Here is a 16,863-nt window from a genome sequence, read left to right as displayed (position 1 = left end):
TCGGAGAAGACGCTCTCCGGTGCGACCTCCAAGAACTCGCGGCAGGGTTTTCGCGCAGGACGGGACGAGTTCGGGAGGGCTGCGTCGTCCGGCGCAGCGGCTGGTCCGGCCGGCAGTGAGCGCGAGCGTCACGGGACATGCTCCCGCGGCGTGCCACCAGGAGGCACTCCGCCGTCCATTTCGGCTCGGTGCGCTCCCCCTTGCACGTGAAGGTCCGACCCCGGGACTCCACACCGCCGACCCAGCTTCAGGGTCCCAGCCTCAGAGTCCCAGCTGGCGCAGCAGGGCTTCCATCCCAGGCTTCCTGCCGAAGGTGATCCGGTAGGACTCCAGCGGGTCCCGAGTGTTCCCGCGTGCCAGCAGCTCGCGGCGCACATGGGATCCGGCCGCAGCCAGCGCCTGGTGACTCTGCTCGGAGCTGTCGTGTGGGCCCAGCTGCTCGCGGTACCACTGGGAGGCGTCGGCGGCGAGCACCTGGGCCCACAGGTAGGAGTAGTACCCGGCGGCGTAGCCGGATCCGGCGAAGATATGTTTGAAGAAGCCGGTCCCGTACCGCGGGGGCACTAGCGGGTGATCCAGCCCCCAGGCCGCCAGCGCGGCGGCGGAGAAGGCTTCAGGATCGTCGGCGGCGACCTCGGCCCCTTCCACCGTAAGCGTGTGCCAGGCCAGGTCCAGGACGACGGCGGCCACGTGTTCGAACGTGCTGAACCCCTTGCCCCAGAGATCCTCCGCTGCCGGCGCCTGCCCAGCCTCGGTGAGGCCCCCGCTGAAGAGCTCCTGGAAGATCTCATTGACCTGGGACGGGAACTCGACGTTGTCGCGCGGCACCGCAGTGCCGGAGAGCTCCTCGAACTCCGCCTCGGCGAGCAGGCCGTGCAAGGCGTGGCCGAACTCATGGAAGAGCGTGCGCATGGCCGTGCGTGTCAGTGCGGCCCTCTCCCCGGGGGCCGGGGCGGTGATGTTCAGCGTGTTGATCACCACCGGCGCGGAACCGGTCAAGGTCGAGGCCACCGAGAAGGAGTTCATCCATGCCCCGCCGGATTTGCTCGGCCGAGCATAGAGGTCCAGCAGGAACAGGCCGATGCCGGCACCGCGGCGCTGCACTGCGGAGTGCTCGAACACCTCGAAGGAGCGCGCCCCGGGGGCGAAAGCGGGCAGGTCATCGCGTTCGACCACCGTGATGCCGTAGAGCCGGGACGCCGCGTCGAAGACCCGGCGCAGAGCCTCCTCCAGGGGCACATCCTGCCCCTGAGTCGCTGCTGCGTGCCGGCTCGTGCTGTGCATCTCATTCGAGTTCCGCTGCTTCGCCGCGGCAGCGAGGCCGAAGCTGATGTCCCAGGGCTGGAGCTCTTCGGTGCCGTCTGACTGGGCGCCGTCAGGGTCCCCCGAGTGGGCCTGCCCGCCCTCAAGCACCCCAGTCTCACGCAGCGTCAGGATCTCGGTGTCGAAGCGAGCCAGGGCGCCGTCGGCGATGGTGCGCAGCATCGCCTCGATGCTGGCGCGGTCCTCGGCCGTCCGCGAAGGCAGGACGCTGTCCAGGTGATGCTCGAAGCCAAGCATCCGCGCGCGGCGCGCCCGCAGCACGGCGATCTGCCCACCGATCTGACTGGTCGTCCGGCCCTGGGCGTCGGTCAGCGTGCCGCGGGCGACGGAGGCCTGGTGCAGCCGACGGCGCGAGGAGCGCCGGGACATCCGTTCCAGAGGTCCCTGCTGGACAGGAAGGTTCAGGGGCAGCAGCGCTCCGCTTCTGTGGCCTGCCTCCCGCGCCGCTGCCTCCGCGGCGGCCAGCTCCTGGTCGCCGAGTCCTTCCAGCTCCGCTGGATCGGAGAAGAAGGCCGCGTGGGCGGCAGCCTCATGCCGTTGCAGCTGTTCATAGGCGGTCTCAGCGGCGGTGAGCTCGAGGTTGAGCGCGCGCAGCTGGTCCTGAGTGACCTCCTCAAGCCCAGCACCGGCGGCCCGGGCCTGGTCAAGGGTCTTCTGCAACATCCTCCGCTGCTCCGCGGTGGCCCTGGTGCGCCCCTCCGCGAGAGCAGACTCCAGGGCGGCGAGGCGGCGGAAGAGCCCGGGGTGCAGCGTGAGCCAATCCCGGTGCCCGGCCAGCTGCTGGGCCATCTCCCGCTGGACCTGCTGTCGCTCATGCGTGGCGTGCACTGAGAACATGCAGGAGGACGCCCGCTCCACATGGGAGAGCAGCCGATGGGAGCGGCCCAGCGGGTGCAGCACGGTGGACACCTCAGCGGGGGAGCCGTCGGCGGCGATGGCCTCCACCGCGTCGCGCTGGGCGGTGATCCCGGCTTCCAGCGCAGGCAGCCAGTGCTCGTCCCGGACCAGGGAGAGGTCAACCAGCCCATAGTCCAAGGCGCCGTCCGCGAGCAGCGGATTCTCCGCAGCCGGCTCGATCGTCGTCGTGCCGTCCACAGCTGCCGGGCGCTCGGTGTGCTCCATGAGACTCAACGTCCTCTCCGCTAGGCTGGTGGAAAGACTATACGACGGTTGCTTCGGGCAACTGTTAACTCTGATCATTCGGACGTCATTCACGAGGAGAACCATGGCCGGCCATTCCAAATGGGCCAACACCAAGCACCGCAAGGCTGCTGTGGATGCCAAGCGCGCCAAGCTCAACGGGCGCTATATCAAGCAGATCGAGGTGGCGGCGCGCAACGGCGGCCCCGACCTCGCCGGCAACCCCGGGCTTGAGCTCGCCGTCTCCAAGGCGAAGAAGAACTCCGTGCCCAACGACAACATCGACCGGGCCATCAAGCGTGGCGCGGGACTCTCCGGGGACAGTGTGGAGTACGAGGAGATCACCTACGAGGTGCGCGGCCCGCAGGGCTCCGCCCTGCTCGTGGAGTGCCTCACCGACAACCGCAACCGCGCGGCTTCGGAGGTGCGCATCGCGGTGACCCGCTCCGGGGGCACCGTCGCGGACCCCGGCTCCGTGGCCTACATGTTCCAGCGCAAGGCCGTGGTGCAGCTGCCCAAGGCCGAGCTGAGCGAGGACGATGTCCTGGCCGCCGTGCTCGAGGCCGGCGTCGAGGACCTCATCGAACACGACGCCAGCTTCGAGATCCGGGCTGAGCCGCAGGACCTGCACGCGGTGCTCAAGGGCCTCGAGGAGGCCGGTATGAGCTGGGACAACGACGAGGTCGAGTTCGTCTCCGATGTCACCGTGGACCTCGACGTCGACGCCGCCAAGAAGTTCTTCAAGCTCCACGACGCGCTGGAGGACCTCGACGACGTGCAGAACGTGCACACCAACGCAGACCTCAGCGCCGAGACGCTGGCCGCCCTCGAGGCCGAGGACTGAGGCAGGCGCAGTCCCCATGCCTGAACAGACGATGATGCGGGGGCCGCGATGAGCCCGGCGGGCGTCGTCTCGGGCACCGCCGGAACCTCACGGACCGCGCAGCGGATCCTCGGGGTGGACCCTGGACTGACCCGCTGCGGCTTCGCCGTGGTGGAGATGAACCTCAACCGCACCGGCGAGTCCCTCCACGTGGAGGTCACCGGCACCAAGGCCGCGCAGGACCTCGCCGAGCGGATCCTGGCGATCCAGCGCTCCGCAGAGGCGCTGCTGGACCGGTACGCCCCGGACGTCCTGGCCATCGAGCGGGTCTTCGCGCAGAACAATGCGCCCACCGTGGTGGCCACCGCCCAGGCCTCCGGCGTGATCATCGCCGCCGCCGCCGCGCGGGGGATACCCGTGGCCTGGCACACCCCCTCGGAGGTCAAGGCCGCCGTCACCGACGACGGCAACGCCGACAAGCAGGCAGTGGCCCGGATGGTGCAGCGGATCCTGAAGCTCCCCGGCCTGCCCACCCCGGTGGACGCCACCGACGCCTACGCGGTGGCCATCTGCCACGGCTGGCGCTCCGGGATCGGCGCGCGGTTCAACATGTCGGGCTCCACGCAGACCCACCAGGGCGCCACCACCGCGCTGCAGCGTGCCCAGCAGGCAGCAAGTTCGAAGCCTGCCGGTTCGAAGTCTCCTGGGCCAAAGAGCGGAGCCAGGTCCGGCGCCGCGCTGACTCCCGCCCAGCGCGCCTGGATGGAAGCCGCCAAGCGGGCGCGCTAGAGTGTTCGAATACATGTTCTAATGGCGCCGGGGGCACCCCTGGTCCGTGACCAGTCGCCAGCGGCGACGGTGAGGTGAGAAATGATCTCTTCCATCCGTGGCGACGTGCTCCACGTCGGCACCGACCACGCAGTGGTCGAGGTCTCCGGCTTCGGCCTGCACGTCTCGGCCACCCCAAGGACCCTGGGAGAGCTGCACCGCGGAACCGAGGCCCGTCTGCACACCAGCTTCGTGCCGCGTCAGGACGATGCGCCGCTGCTCTTCGGCTTCTCCGAGCTCTCCGAGCGGATCATCTTCACCACTCTGGTCTCGATCTCCGGGATCGGACCCAGGATGGCGCTTGCAGTGCTGGCCGTGCACACTCCGCACGAGGTCCACCAGGCGATCGCCGAGTCCGACACCGCCGCATTCACCAGGGTCCCCGGCATCGGGAAGAAGACCGCGCAGCGGATCCTGCTCGAGCTCGCCGGCAAGCTGGTGATCGACGAGCCCGCCTCACCGGCGGCCGCCGCACCCGCTGAGCCTGAGGTGGCCGTACAGGTCCGCGAGGCGCTGGTCTCGCTGGGCTGGACCGAGAAGGACGCCCGCACCGGCGTGGAGAAGCTGCTGGCCGCTCAGCCGGAGCTCGTCGAGGCCGATGTCTCCACCGTGCTGCGGCAGGCGCTGCGCAGCCTCGGAGGTGCCCGGTGAGCGCAGAGGCTCCCCGCGAACTGGTGGGCGGCAACTCGATGACCGAGGAGCGCGCCATGGAGGCGGCGCTGCGCCCGAAGGCGCTGAGCGACTTCGTCGGGCAGCAGACGGTGCGCCGTCAGCTCTCCCTGGTGCTGGAGTCCTCCCGGATCCGCGGCACCGCCTCAGACCATGTGCTGCTCTCCGGGCCTCCCGGTCTGGGCAAGACCACCCTGGCGATGATCATCGCCGCGGAGATGAACGCCCCGCTGCGGATCAGCTCCGGACCGGCCATCCAGCACGCCGGGGACCTCGCCGCGATCCTGTCCTCGCTGACCGAGGGTGAGGTGCTCTTCCTCGACGAGATCCACCGCATGTCCCGGCCGGCAGAGGAGCTGCTCTACATGGCCATGGAAGACTTCCGGGTCGATGTGATCGTCGGCAAGGGCGCCGGCGCGACGTCGATCCCGCTGGAGCTGCCGCCCTTCACCCTGGTGGGGGCCACCACCCGCGCGGGCCTGCTTCCCGGGCCGCTGCGCGACCGGTTCGGCTTCACCGGGCAGCTCGAGTTCTACAGCACCGACGAGCTCGAACTGGTGCTGCGCCGCTCCTCCGCGATGCTGGACATGAACGTCGCCGGTCAGGGATTCGCCGAGATCGCCGCGCGCTCCCGCGGGACCCCGCGCATCGCCAACCGGCTGCTCCGCCGGGTGCGGGACTGGGCGCTGGTCCACCGCGTGCCCCAGGTGGATCGGGCGACCGCCGCCGAGGCGCTGGAGATGTACGAGGTCGACGAGCGCGGCCTGGACCGGCTGGACCGGTCGGTGCTCGAGGCGCTGTGCCTGAAGTTCAACGGCGGGCCGGTGGGACTCTCCACGCTCGCTGTCCTCGTGGGGGAGGAGACCGAGACCGTGGAGACGGTGGCAGAGCCATACCTGGTGCGCGAGGGCCTGCTCGCCCGCACGCCGCGCGGGCGCGTCGCCACTGACCAGGCCTGGCGGCATCTGGGACTGACTCCGCCGGAGCGTCACCCTGATAGTCTGTCGGGTTGAATGCCCGGCCAGCTCCCACGGGTTGAAGATCCGCCAGCTGGCCGAGAACATCCCGCGACGAGAGATTGGCCCGATCCGTGAATGCTTCGCTCTACTACGCCCAGCTGTCAGCCGCTGAAGGCGGCGGCGGCGGTCCCGCGCTGGACCCGTTCCTGCTGATCATGATCGCCATCCTGGCGATCTTCATGTTCCTCACCTTCCGTCGTGGGAAGAAGATGCGCGACGAGCAGACCAAGGCCCGCGGCGGCGCCGTGGTCGGTGCCCAGGTGGTCACCGCCGGCGGAATGGTCGGCACCGTGGTGTCCCGCGATGAGGAGGCCCAGCGACTCACCCTGGAGTTCAGCTCCGGTGACCGCGTGGACTTCCTGATCGGCGCCATCCAGCAGGTGGTTGAACCCGCCGCCACCACAGAGGACTGATCCTCCTCCTATGGCTCCACGCACCCCCGTCGCGAAAGCTCGCGGCGCCCTGATCGCTCTGCTCGTGCTCCTGCTCGGCATGGGCGGGCTTCTCGCCTTCGCCGTACAGGACGACCGCGCCCAGTGGGCGCCGCTGCTCGCCCTGGACCTCGAAGGCGGCACCCAGATGGTCCTCTCACCACAGGTCGAGGGGGATGCGCAGATCGACGGCGAGCAGCTGGACCAAGCGGTGGAGATCATCCGTCAGCGTGTCGACGGCTCCGGCGTCACCGAATCCGAGATCGCCACGCAGGGCGCGGAGAACGTCGTCGTGGGCATGCCCGGCGTGCCCGACGAGGAGACCCGAGAACTGATCCAGGCCTCGGCGAACATGGAGTTCCGTCCCGTGATCCAGGTGGAGCAGGATCTCGACTTCCTGCAGCAGACGCTGCTCGACGACGAGGACCTCACCGAGGAGGAGGCCGAGGCGCTCGAGGAGGAGCTCGCGGCCACCGAGGAAGAGGGCGACGACGCACCGGCCGCTCAGCCCGAGGACTTCGAGGAGCCCACGGCGGAGCCGGAGAACGGCTCGGACCCGAACTGGATCACCCCCGAGGTCGCGGCCGATTTCGCGAACTTCACCTGCAGCACCGAGATCAGCCTCGAAGAGCGCGCCGCCGCAGCCGACGACGAGCCGCTCAGCGCCTGCGATCCCAATTCTGGCGTGAAATACCTGCTGGGGCCGGTGGAGGTCCCCGGGACCAACATCGCCGACTCCAGCTTCGGGATGGAGCAGTCACCCGGTGGCGGGTCCACCGGGCGCTGGGCCGTGACCATCAACTTCGACTCCGAGGGCACGGAGTCCTTCCGCGACACCACCACCCGCCTGGTCAACCTCGAGGCTCCGCGCAACCAGTTCGCCATCATGCTCGACGGGCAGGTCATCTCTGCCCCCACCACGCAGGCAGCGATCGTCGACGGCCGCCCGCAGATCACCGGTGACTTCACCGAGGAAGAGGCGCGCGGGCTCTCCGAACAGCTGCGCTACGGCTCGCTGCCGATCAGCTTCGAGATCGAGTCTGAACAGCAGATCTCCGCCACGCTCGGCGAGGAGCAGCTGCGGCTCGGCCTGATGGCCGGCATCATCGGCCTGGTCCTGGTCGCCGGCTACGCGTTGTTCCAGTACCGTGCACTGGGCCTGGTCACGATCGCCTCGCTGGTGGTCGCCGGCGTGATGACCTGGTGGGCCATCGCCCTGCTGGGCTGGACCGACGGATACCGTCTCTCCCTTGCCGGCATCGCAGGCCTGATCGTCTCGATCGGTCTGACCGCGGACTCCTTCATCGTGTACTTCGAACGCGTCAAGGACGAGCTGCGCGAGGGGAGATCTCTGCCCGGCGCCGTGGAGGCCGGCTGGGCCCGCGCCCGACGCACCATCCTCGCGTCCAAGGCCGTGAACATCATCGCCTCCGTGGTGCTCTACCTGGTGGCCGTGGGCAACGTGCGCGGTTTCGCCTTCACCCTCGGTCTGACCGCGATCATCGACATCATCCTGGTGTTCCTCTTCACCCACCCGCTGATGCAGCTGCTCGCCCGACGGAAGTTCTTCGCCGCGGGCAAGCGGTTCTCCGGGCTCTCGGAGAAGGAGCTCGGGGTGGACGTGCTCTACCGCGGCCGTGGCCGCTTCGCCCGCAGCAGCGTGGTATCGGCAGGACCGGCGGGACCGATGACCCCGCGCGACTCCACCGTAGACCCCGGCGGTGGAGGGCTCCGGAGCAGTCCGCTGCCCAGATCGGCAGAGAGCCCCGACGACGTGCGGGAGGCCCGGATCCGGGAGCTGCCAGAGATCTCAGATCACGAATGGGGCCAGATGACCATCGCCGAGCGGCGCCGAGCACGCGCCGCCGCAGCCCGACAGCGCAGCTCCGAGACGACACCGAACGACTCAGACACGCCGGATGAGCGCCTGACCCCGCGTGAGACTGTGACATCTAGTGAGACCGAGGAGGACCGCTGATGGCTGCAGGATTCGCCAAGACCGGCAACCAGCTCTACACCGGTGAACGGTCCTACCCGTTCATCCAGCGATCAAACCTCTGGTTCCTGCTCGCCGGGATCCTGGTGCTCGCCTCGATCGCCGTGCCGTTCTTCCGCGGCGGGTTCAACCTCGGGATCGAGTTCACCGGCGGTTCGGAGTTCACGGTCTCGCAGACCGACAACACCGAGATCGCCGTCGGTGAGGACGCGGTGGCAGACATCTCCGGCCAGGAGGCCGTGGTCACCAACGTCGCGCCGAACACCGTGCGGGTGCAGACCGCCGAGCTCAGCGACACCGAGACCCTGGAGGTCGCCGAGGCGCTCCAGCAGGGCTACGGCGTCTCCGCCGAACAGGTCAGCTCCACCTTCATCGGCCCGGTCTGGGGCGAGCAGATCTCCCAACAGATGCTGCTGGGCCTGGTGATCTTCGTGGTGCTCGTCGCGCTCTACATGGCGTTCTACTTCCGCACCTGGACCATGTCCCTGGCCGCGATGCTCGGGCTGGGCTTCGTGGTGATCACCACGGTGGGCATCTACTCGCTCACCGGATTCGAGGTGACGCCCAGTGCGATCATCGGGTTCCTCACGATCCTCTCCTATGCGCTCTACGACACCATGGTGGTCTTCGACAAGATCCGCGAGAACCTGGAGCCGCTGAAGGACCAGAAGGACCAGACGTTCACCGAACGGGTCAACCTGGCGGTGAACCAGACCCTGGTCCGTTCGCTGAACACCTCCGTGGTGGGCATCCTGCCGGTCGGCTCGATCCTGTTCATCGGCTCGATGCTGCTCGGGGCCGGCACGCTGCGCGACATCTCGCTTTCGCTCTTCGTCGGCATCATCGTGGGCACCCTGGCCACGATCTTCATCCAGGCCCCGCTCTACGCCCGGATGCGCCGCAACGACGGCGACATCAAGGCCCACACCGAAGAGGTGCTGAGGCTCCGCGCGCTCCGCGGCGTGCACGCGGTCACCTACTCCGGCACCGCGCTGGACGAGGACGGCCGTCCGGTGAAGTTCCCGCCTCTCCCAGAGCCCGAGCCGGAGGATGAGCCTGAGGAGGAAGACGGCTACCAGGTCCTCATTCAGGCCCCGCACGAGCACTGAGTCTCAACAGTGCCCAGAATGGGGCTACAATTGCCGACACGCCGTCTTCAGCATCCCGGCTCAGCCCTAGGGAAAGCAGGTCCGCACTGGTGAACGAGGAACGCCCGGCAGCAGAGGGCACCACGCGGCTCGCCGCAGCGAGCGCGGCCTCACCGCCCGTGGTCCGACGAGCGCGCGCCGTCGGAGTGGTCAGTGATGAGGCCTCTTCCTCGCCGCTGCTCGAGCCGCTCCTGCGCGCCATGCGGGCCAACGATTCGCAGCAGGACTTCCCGCTGGTGCAGCGCGCCTTCGAGGTGGCCAATCACCACCACCGGGATCAGAAGCGCAAGAGCGGTGACCCCTACATCACCCACCCGGTGGCCGTGGCCACCATCCTCGCCGAGCTCGGCCTCACCGGCTCCACCCTGGCCGCGGCGCTGCTGCATGACACGGTCGAAGACACCGAGTACTCGCTGGATCAGCTGACCAAGGAGTTCGGCGAAGAGATCGCGCTGCTCGTCGACGGCGTCACCAAGCTGGACAAGCTCAAGTTCGGCGACGCCGCGCAGGCCGAGACGGTGCGCAAGATGGTCCTGGCCATGGCCAAGGACATCCGGGTGCTGATGATCAAGCTCGCCGACCGGCTGCACAACGCGCGGACCTGGCGCTACGTGGCCGCGGAGTCCAGCGCCCGCAAGGCGAAGGAGACCCTGGAGATCTTCTCCCCGCTGGCCCACCGGCTCGGGATGAACACCATCAAATGGGAGCTCGAAGACCTCTCCTTCGCCGCCCTGTACCCCAAGGTCTATGAGGAGATCGTCCGGCTGGTCGGGGATCGCACCCCGCAGCGTGAGAAGTTCCTCTCCGAGGTCCGCGAGACGATCGCCGACGACCTCAACGAGGCGTCCATCTCCGCGACCATCACGGGCCGTCCCAAGCACTACTACTCGATCTATCAGAAGATGATCGTGCGCGGCAAAGAGTTCGACGACATCCATGACCTGATGGGTGTGCGGGTGCTCGTGGACACCATCCGGGACTGCTACGCGGTCCTCGGCGCGCTGCACGCCCGCTGGAACCCGCTTCCGGGGCGGTTCAAGGACTACATCGCGATGCCGAAGTACAACATGTACCAGTCGCTGCATACCACTGTGCTCGGCCCGTCGGGCAAGCCGGTGGAGATCCAGATCCGCACCCACGAGATGCATCGCCGCGCCGAGTACGGCGTGGCCGCACACTGGAAGTACAAGCAGGACTTCTCCGCCACGGCGCCGCATTCGGCGGTCAACCAGCCCGCTGGTGGATCCCTCGCCGGGACCGCGACCCAGCAGTCCCAAGCCACCGAGGACATCGGCTGGCTGAGATCGCTGGTGGACTGGCAGTCCGAGACGAAGGATCCCGACGAGTTCCTCGATTCGCTGCGCTTCGAGATCAACGCCAAGGAAGTCTTCGTCTACACCCCCAAGGGTGAAGTCATGGCCCTGCCGGCGGGCTCCACCCCGGTGGACTTCGCCTACGCGATCCATACCGACGTCGGACACAAGACCATCGGGGCAAGGGTCAACGGCAAGCTGGTGCCGCTGAACTCCGAGCTGCAGCACGGAGACTGGGTGGAGATCTTCACCTCCAAGTCCGAGACTGCGGGTCCCAGCAATGACTGGCTGATGTTCGTCAAGAGCCCACGGGCGCGGAACAAGATCCGACACTGGTTCTCCAAGGAGCGCCGCGAGGAGTCGATCGAGCGGGGCAAGGAGAGCCTGACCAAGGCCATCCGGAAGTCCCAGCTGCCGCTGCAGAAGGTGATGAACCCCGAGGTCCTCGACACCGTCGCCAGGCAGCTGCACTACACCGAGGTCGCCGGGCTCTACGCCGGGGTGGGGGAGGAGCACGTCTCCACCCAGAACGTCATCGAACACCTCACGGCGCTCTTCGAACCCGAGGAGGAGGAGTCCGAGGAGCACGACACCACCCCGATCACCTCCCCCGGCACTCCGACCAACCAGTACTCCGACGCGGGAGTCATCGTCAAGGGCGCCGGGAACGTGCTGGTCAAGCTGGCCCGCTGCTGCACCCCGGTGCCGCCGGATGAGATCGAAGGATTCGTCACTCGGGGCCAGGGGGTCTCGGTGCACCGCGGAGACTGCCGCAACGTCCAGCAGCTGCGCGAGCAGCCCGGACGTCTGGTGGAGGTCGAGTGGGCGCCGACGAAGTCCTCGGTGTTCCTCGTCGAGATCCAGGTCGAGGCGCTGGACCGCAAGTCGCTGCTCTCGGACGTGACCCGGATCCTGGCCGAGTCCCAGGTCAACATCCTCTCCGCCAGCGTGCAGACCTCGCGGGACAGGGTGGCGATCTCCCGTTTCTCCTTCGAGATGGGGGACCCCCGCTACCTGAACCACGTGTTGAACTCCGTTCGCCGCATCGACGGCGTCTATGACGTCTACCGCACCGTGGGCAAGCGCCGGGAACACTGACCCTGGGGCTGGCGGGCATTCGTCGAGAGTCGTTCACCCGCTGAACACCCGGGCGGCGAGCAGCCCTTCGATCCGGTCCCGGCGTCTGCGTGAGCCATCATCTCTTCCGTCGTGGTGCCCACCGAGCTGAGCCTGGATCTGCTGGAGAAGAGCGGCCGGCTGAATCTGCTTCGGGTTCGCAACGCAGAGCCGCCGGATCGCCGCCCACCGCTGCGCGCACCCGTCATTGCTGCCTGCGCCGGTGGTGGGAGCTGGGCCTGGGTTGGAAGCCGCGGCAGGTCTGGACGCTGCGCGCGGCGCATCCAGGGCTCGGCGGCTCTGCACGGTGCCGACGCCCAGAAAGATGTCGGCGGCGGTGCGCAGCGGCGTGGTGACCGGCACCCCCTGCAGCTCGAGCTGGTCATCGGGCGAGAGCGGCACCTGGTGGACCTGCCAGGGGATCGGACCAGCCGTGCGGCGCCGATACACCCCGGCGGTGATCACGGTGATCCGTGAGGGTGCCGTCCCGGCGCCCAGATGCACCCATGCGGCGGATTCCCCGCAGAGCACCGCGTGGGCGCGCAGTGAACCGCTGAGCAGCGCCCGGCAGGCCAGGGCTCTCAGCCTCGGAGCGTCCGGCAGTGCGGTGCAGGCGTAGAGGTCGCCCAGCAGCGGACGCACGGCGCCTTCAAGGACCATGGCGTGGAGTTCGGCGGCGGAGAACCCTGATCCGGGGCGGTAGAGGCCCTGGGGAAGACTCTGGACTGTGTCGGTGCGCATGCTCACAGCCTCCCCGAAGGCACGGCCGGGCGCACCGGTCTATACCCAGTTGTGGAGGAGCCCCGCGATTCGGTCCGGGGTGGCACAGGCTGTGGAGAGCGCCGCCGGCTGGCAGGGCGCTGTCAGGGTGCGGAGACCGGTGTTCCGGGTTCCCGTCCCCAGGACTGACGCAGGTCCAGGGCGTGGGTGAGGATCTCCACGGCCGCGGCCTGGTCGATACGAGTCCGCTGATCCTTCGAGGCCACACCGGAGGCGCGCATCTTGGTCGCGGCGGAGACCGTGGAGAGCCGCTCATCGATGAGATAGACCTCGGTCGGCAGCTCGGCGGCCTGGATCATCCCAGCGAGCTGACCGGCGTAGTCGCGGGCCTTCTGCGTGGAGAGGGTCTCGCCGCCGGAGAGCGAGAGCGGCAGCCCGACGTAGACGGCACGGGCCTGTCGGTCCTTGATGATGGTGATCAGCATGGTCAGATCCGAGGCCCGGTTGGGGTCACGGCGCAGCGTCATCACCGGGGTGGCGATCAGCGCGTCGGGATCTGAGGAGGCCAGCCCGACGCGGGCGTCGCCGACGTCGATGCCCAGCCGCACCCCGGCCCTTGCTGTCGGGCGGGGGGCGCTGGCCGCAGAATCTCGTTCGGGCTGCTCAGTCACGCTGGCCCACCGCCGAGGTGACTTCCTGCAGGGCTGTGGGGATCTTGGAGGCATCCTGGCCGCCGCCCTGGGCGAGGTCGGCCTTGCCGCCGCCTCCGCCGCCGAGCACCGCGCAGGCGCGCTTGACCAGGTCACCGGCAGAGACTCCCTGTTCGCGGGCGGCCTCGGTGGTCGCCACCACGATCACCGGTCGGCCCTTGGCCTCACCGGCCACCGCAACGGCGGCCGCGCGGGAGCCGAAGCGTCCGCGCAGGTCCAGCGCGAGGGCACGCAGATCATCGGCGCCGGCCACGGCGCCGGCGTTGTGCGCGAGCACATCGACACCACCGGCGTCCACGGCCTGGGACAGCAGCTCGCCGGCCTTGGCCCGCAGCTGCGCGCTGCGCAGCTTCTCCAGCTCGCGCTCCACGTCCTTGAGCTTGGCCAGGGTCGCGGCGATGCGGTCGGGAACCTGGTCCGCCGGGACCTTGAGCATCTCGGTGAGCTGGTTGACCAGGGTCCGCTCGGCGGCGAAGTGGTGGAACGCGTCGAGCCCGACCAGCGCCTCGACGCGTCGGTTGCCCGCGCCCACGGAGGCCTCGGACATCAATGCGAGGGTGCCGATCTCGGCGGTGGCGTCGACGTGGGTGCCGCCGCAGAGCTCACGGGACCACGCCCCATTGATCTCGACCATGCGGACCTCATTGCCGTACTTCTCGCCGAAGAGCATCATCGCGCCCAGGGCCTGCGCCTCCTCCAGCGAGGTCACGCGGGTCAGGACCTCGTAGTTGTCGCGGATGGCGAGGTTGGCGGCGGCCTCGAGCTCCTGTCGGGCGGCGCCGCTCATCGCGGCCTCGGAGGTGAAGTCGAAGCGCAGGTAGCCTTCCTTGTTGAAGGAGCCGGCCTGCACTGCCTCGGGCCCCAGCACGTCGTGCAGCGCGGCGTGGATCAGGTGGGTGCCGGTGTGTGCCTTCTCCGCGTCCAGCCGGCGGCGCACATCGATGGCGCCCAGCGCCTCGGCGCCGGCGGGCACCTCCCCGGAGAGGACCCTGGCGCGGTGCACCGAGAGGCCTCTGATCGGGGACTGCACGTCGATGACCTCGAGCTCGAAGCCGTCACCGGTGATCCGCCCCGTGTCGGGGGCCTGACCGCCGGCCTCGGCGTAGAAGGGGGTGGCGTCGAGGACCAGCTCGATGTCCTCTCCCGCGGAGGCGCTCTTCCGCGCCTCACCGCCCACCAGCAGTCCGCGGATCCGGGACTCCGTGGTGTGTTCTGTGTATCCGGTGAAGTGGGTGGGGGAGTCGGCGCACAGCTCCTGGTAGACCTGGGTGTCGGCGTGCCCGGACTTCTTGCCCTTGGCGTCGGCCCGGGCGCGCTCGCGCTGCTCGGTCATGAGTTCGCGGAAGCGGGTCTCGTCGACCCCGACCCCGGCCTCGGCGGCCATCTCCAGGGTCAGGTCGATGGGGAAGCCGTAGGTGTCGTGCAGCGCGAAGGCGTCGGCGCCGGTGACGGCTGCGCCGGCGGTCTGCGCGGTGCTCACGGCGGAGTGCAGCTTGGCGGTGCCGGCGGAGATGGTGCGCAGGAAGGCCTGCTCCTCCTTGACCGCGGTCTGGTGGATCTTCTCGAAGCCGGTCTCGACCTCGGGGTAGACGCCCTTCATCGCGTCCTTGGAGACGCCGACCAGTTCACCGAAGACCGGCTGCTCCACTCCCATGAGCCGCATCGCGAGGATCACCCGGCGGATCAGGCGGCGCAGCACGAAGCCGCCGCCTTCATTGGAGGGGCGGACCCCGTCGGAGATGAGCATCAGCGAGCTGCGCACATGGTCGGCGATCATTCGCAGCCGCACATCGTTGGCGTGGTGCGGGTCGGCGGGATCCTCGGTGGAGGTGTACTCGATGTCGGCGAGCTCCGCGGCGCGGTCGAGCACCGGGCGGACCTGGTCGGTCTCGTACATGTTCTCCACGCCCTGGAGCACCATCGCGAGGCGCTCGAGGCCCAGGCCGGTATCGATGCTCTTGTTCTGCAGCGGGCCGGCCACCTCGAACTCGGTCTTCGAGTGCACGGCGGAGAGCCGGTACTGCATGAAGACCAGGTTCCAGATCTCCACGTAACGGGTCTCATCGGCCGCTGGGCCGCCCTCGACGCCGTAGGCGGGGCCGCGGTCGTAGTAGATCTCAGAACAGGGGCCGCCGGGGCCGGGCTGGCCGGTGTTCCAGTAGTTGTCCTCGGGGCCGAAGCGCTGGATCCGGGCCTCGGGGACTCCGACCTGGTCGCGCCAGATGGCGTAGGCCTCGTCGTCGTCCTGGTAGACGGTGACCCAGAGCCGCTCGGGATCGAGCCCGTAGCCGCGCACGCCCGTCACCGGGTCGGCCTCCCGGGGGTGGGTCAGCAGCTCCCAGGCCATCGGGATGGCGGTCTCTTTGAAGTAGTCGCCGAAGGAGAAGTTGCCGCACATCTGGAAGAAGGTGCCATGGCGGGCGGTCTTGCCGACCTCTTCGATGTCGGCGGTGCGGATGCACTTCTGCACGGAGACGGCACGTGCGTAAGGGGGCTTCTCGGTGCCCATGAAGTACGGGATGAAAGGCACCATCCCGGCGATGGTGAACAGCACCGAGGGATCCGGGGAGATCAGTGATGCTGATGGGACGCGCTCATGCCCCTTGGCGGCGAAGTAGTCGTACCACGTCCGGGCGATGTCCTCGGTCTTCATGAGTTTCTCGGGTCCTCCTGCTGATGGTCGCTGCGAGTCGGCCGTCGAAGTCTCATGTCTGTGACTTCGCCGGATCTGCGCCGGGACCAGCTTAGTGGAAACACAGAGCCCGCTGCGGCCTCCGGTGGGGGAGGGCAACGGGCTCTGTGGGTTTCAGAACGGTGTTCTGAGTGATCGTCTTCAGATCAGCGTGCGTAGAACTCGACCACGAGCTGCTCTTCGCAGGTGACCGGAACCTCTTCGCGCTTGGGCTTGCGGGACAGAGTCGCCTGAAGCTTCTCGATCTCGACGGTGAGGTAGCCGGGAACTGTGGGCAGCGCATCCTGGTGGGTGCCTGCGGCGGCCACCTGGAAGGGCTCGAAGACCTCGGAGCGCTCGTGCACGTGGATCATCTGGCCGGGCTTCACGCGGAAGGACGGGCGGTCCACGCGCTTGCCGTTGACCATGATGTGGCGGTGCACCACGAACTGGCGAGCCTGGGCGATGGTGCGGGCGAAGCCCGAACGCAGAACCAGGGCGTCAAGCCGGGACTCGAGCAGCTCGACCAGGTTCTCACCGGTCAGGCCCTCGTGCATGCGCTTGGCCTCTTCGTAGTAGCGCAGCATCTGAGCTTCGCGGATGCCGTACTGGGCGCGGAGACGCTGCTTCTCCTTCAGACGCACCGCGTAGTCGGAATCGGTGCGACGCCGGGTCCGGCCGTGCTGGCCGGGGCCGTAGGGGCGGCGATCCAGGTACTTCTGGGCCTTGGGGGTCAGCGCGATGCCAAGGGCACGCGATGCTTTCACAGTACGACGACTGCGCAATGGTGATGTGGGCATTGACTGCCTTCCTGTCTTGTCGGCGAATGATGTTTATTCCTGACCGCGACAAACGATCAGGTACCTGGCCTCCGCGATCCGTGGTTCGGAGAGTGTGAGCCGCCGAAGGCTCACTGCACTGCGACATCGCACCGGCACACGCGGACCCCATCAGAG

At 68.5% G+C, this 16,863-nt stretch carries 13 protein-coding genes; 8 read left to right on the top strand and 5 right to left on the bottom strand.

Annotated elements, in window-relative coordinates; genetic code table 11:
• Positions 1 to 261: 261 nt before the first annotated feature.
• Entirely contained in the window at positions 262 to 2,445 is a 2,184-nt protein-coding gene (locus tag LTI14_RS03815) for a M3 family metallopeptidase (protein WP_241475861.1), read from the bottom strand.
• Positions 2,446 to 2,548: 103 nt separating this feature from the next.
• On the opposite strand from LTI14_RS03815, the gene LTI14_RS03810 reads away from it, so the two are divergent.
• From LTI14_RS03810 to LTI14_RS03775, 8 genes are all read left to right on the top strand, one after another.
• On the top strand, positions 2,549 to 3,307 hold the full coding sequence (locus LTI14_RS03810) for a YebC/PmpR family DNA-binding transcriptional regulator (protein ID WP_241464830.1): 759 nt from the start codon (positions 2,549 to 2,551) through the stop codon (positions 3,305 to 3,307).
• Between the two features lie 48 nt (positions 3,308 to 3,355).
• Positions 3,356 to 4,075 (top strand): crossover junction endodeoxyribonuclease RuvC, encoded by a 720-nt coding sequence (gene ruvC, locus LTI14_RS03805; RefSeq protein ID WP_241471044.1) that lies wholly within the window; start codon positions 3,356 to 3,358, stop codon positions 4,073 to 4,075.
• Between the two features lie 81 nt (positions 4,076 to 4,156).
• Positions 4,157 to 4,765, top strand: a complete 609-nt coding sequence (gene ruvA / locus LTI14_RS03800) for a Holliday junction branch migration protein RuvA (protein WP_241471045.1) — start codon at positions 4,157 to 4,159, stop codon at positions 4,763 to 4,765.
• 38 nt (positions 4,766 to 4,803) lie between these two features.
• Positions 4,804 to 5,796 (top strand): Holliday junction branch migration DNA helicase RuvB, encoded by a 993-nt coding sequence (gene ruvB / locus LTI14_RS03795; protein WP_241471085.1) that lies wholly within the window; start codon positions 4,804 to 4,806, stop codon positions 5,794 to 5,796.
• A gap of 77 nt (positions 5,797 to 5,873) precedes the next feature.
• Positions 5,874 to 6,215: a preprotein translocase subunit YajC gene (yajC, locus tag LTI14_RS03790; protein ID WP_241464827.1), complete on the top strand. Its 342-nt coding sequence runs from the start codon at positions 5,874 to 5,876 to the stop codon at positions 6,213 to 6,215.
• A 10-nt stretch (positions 6,216 to 6,225) separates the two neighbouring features.
• The gene (gene secD, locus LTI14_RS03785; RefSeq protein ID WP_241475860.1) at positions 6,226 to 8,211 is read left to right on the top strand and encodes a protein translocase subunit SecD; all 1,986 of its coding nucleotides are present in this window, start codon (positions 6,226 to 6,228) and stop codon (positions 8,209 to 8,211) included.
• The gene (gene secF, locus LTI14_RS03780) at positions 8,211 to 9,338 is read left to right on the top strand and encodes a protein translocase subunit SecF (RefSeq protein WP_241464825.1); all 1,128 of its coding nucleotides are present in this window, start codon (positions 8,211 to 8,213) and stop codon (positions 9,336 to 9,338) included. Before secD ends, secF begins: the two co-directional genes overlap by 1 nt.
• A gap of 158 nt (positions 9,339 to 9,496) precedes the next feature.
• A complete protein-coding gene (locus LTI14_RS03775) occupies positions 9,497 to 11,788 on the top strand; it encodes a RelA/SpoT family protein (protein WP_241471086.1) in 2,292 nt (763 codons plus the stop codon).
• 33 nt (positions 11,789 to 11,821) lie between these two features.
• Here the strand turns inward: LTI14_RS03775 and LTI14_RS03770 are convergent, their stop codons facing one another.
• The 4 genes from LTI14_RS03770 to rpsD form a co-directional block, all read right to left on the bottom strand.
• Positions 11,822 to 12,547, bottom strand: a complete 726-nt coding sequence (locus LTI14_RS03770; RefSeq protein WP_241471048.1) for a hypothetical protein — start codon at positions 12,545 to 12,547, stop codon at positions 11,822 to 11,824.
• 122 nt (positions 12,548 to 12,669) lie between these two features.
• Positions 12,670 to 13,197, bottom strand: a complete 528-nt coding sequence (ruvX, locus tag LTI14_RS03765) for a Holliday junction resolvase RuvX (protein ID WP_241475859.1) — start codon at positions 13,195 to 13,197, stop codon at positions 12,670 to 12,672.
• Entirely contained in the window at positions 13,190 to 15,889 is a 2,700-nt protein-coding gene (gene alaS / locus LTI14_RS03760) for an alanine--tRNA ligase (protein WP_241475858.1), read from the bottom strand. The genes ruvX and alaS overlap by 8 nt, the downstream gene beginning before the upstream one ends.
• A 185-nt stretch (positions 15,890 to 16,074) precedes the next feature.
• Positions 16,075 to 16,707, bottom strand: a complete 633-nt coding sequence (gene rpsD, locus LTI14_RS03755) for a 30S ribosomal protein S4 (protein WP_133726351.1) — start codon at positions 16,705 to 16,707, stop codon at positions 16,075 to 16,077.
• Positions 16,708 to 16,863 lie beyond the last annotated feature (156 nt).

It is taken from the genome of Nesterenkonia sp. YGD6, from assembly GCF_022565895.1.
Lineage (GTDB): Bacteria > Actinomycetota > Actinomycetes > Actinomycetales > Micrococcaceae > Nesterenkonia.
This window is presented reverse-complemented; position numbering and strand designations above follow the sequence as displayed.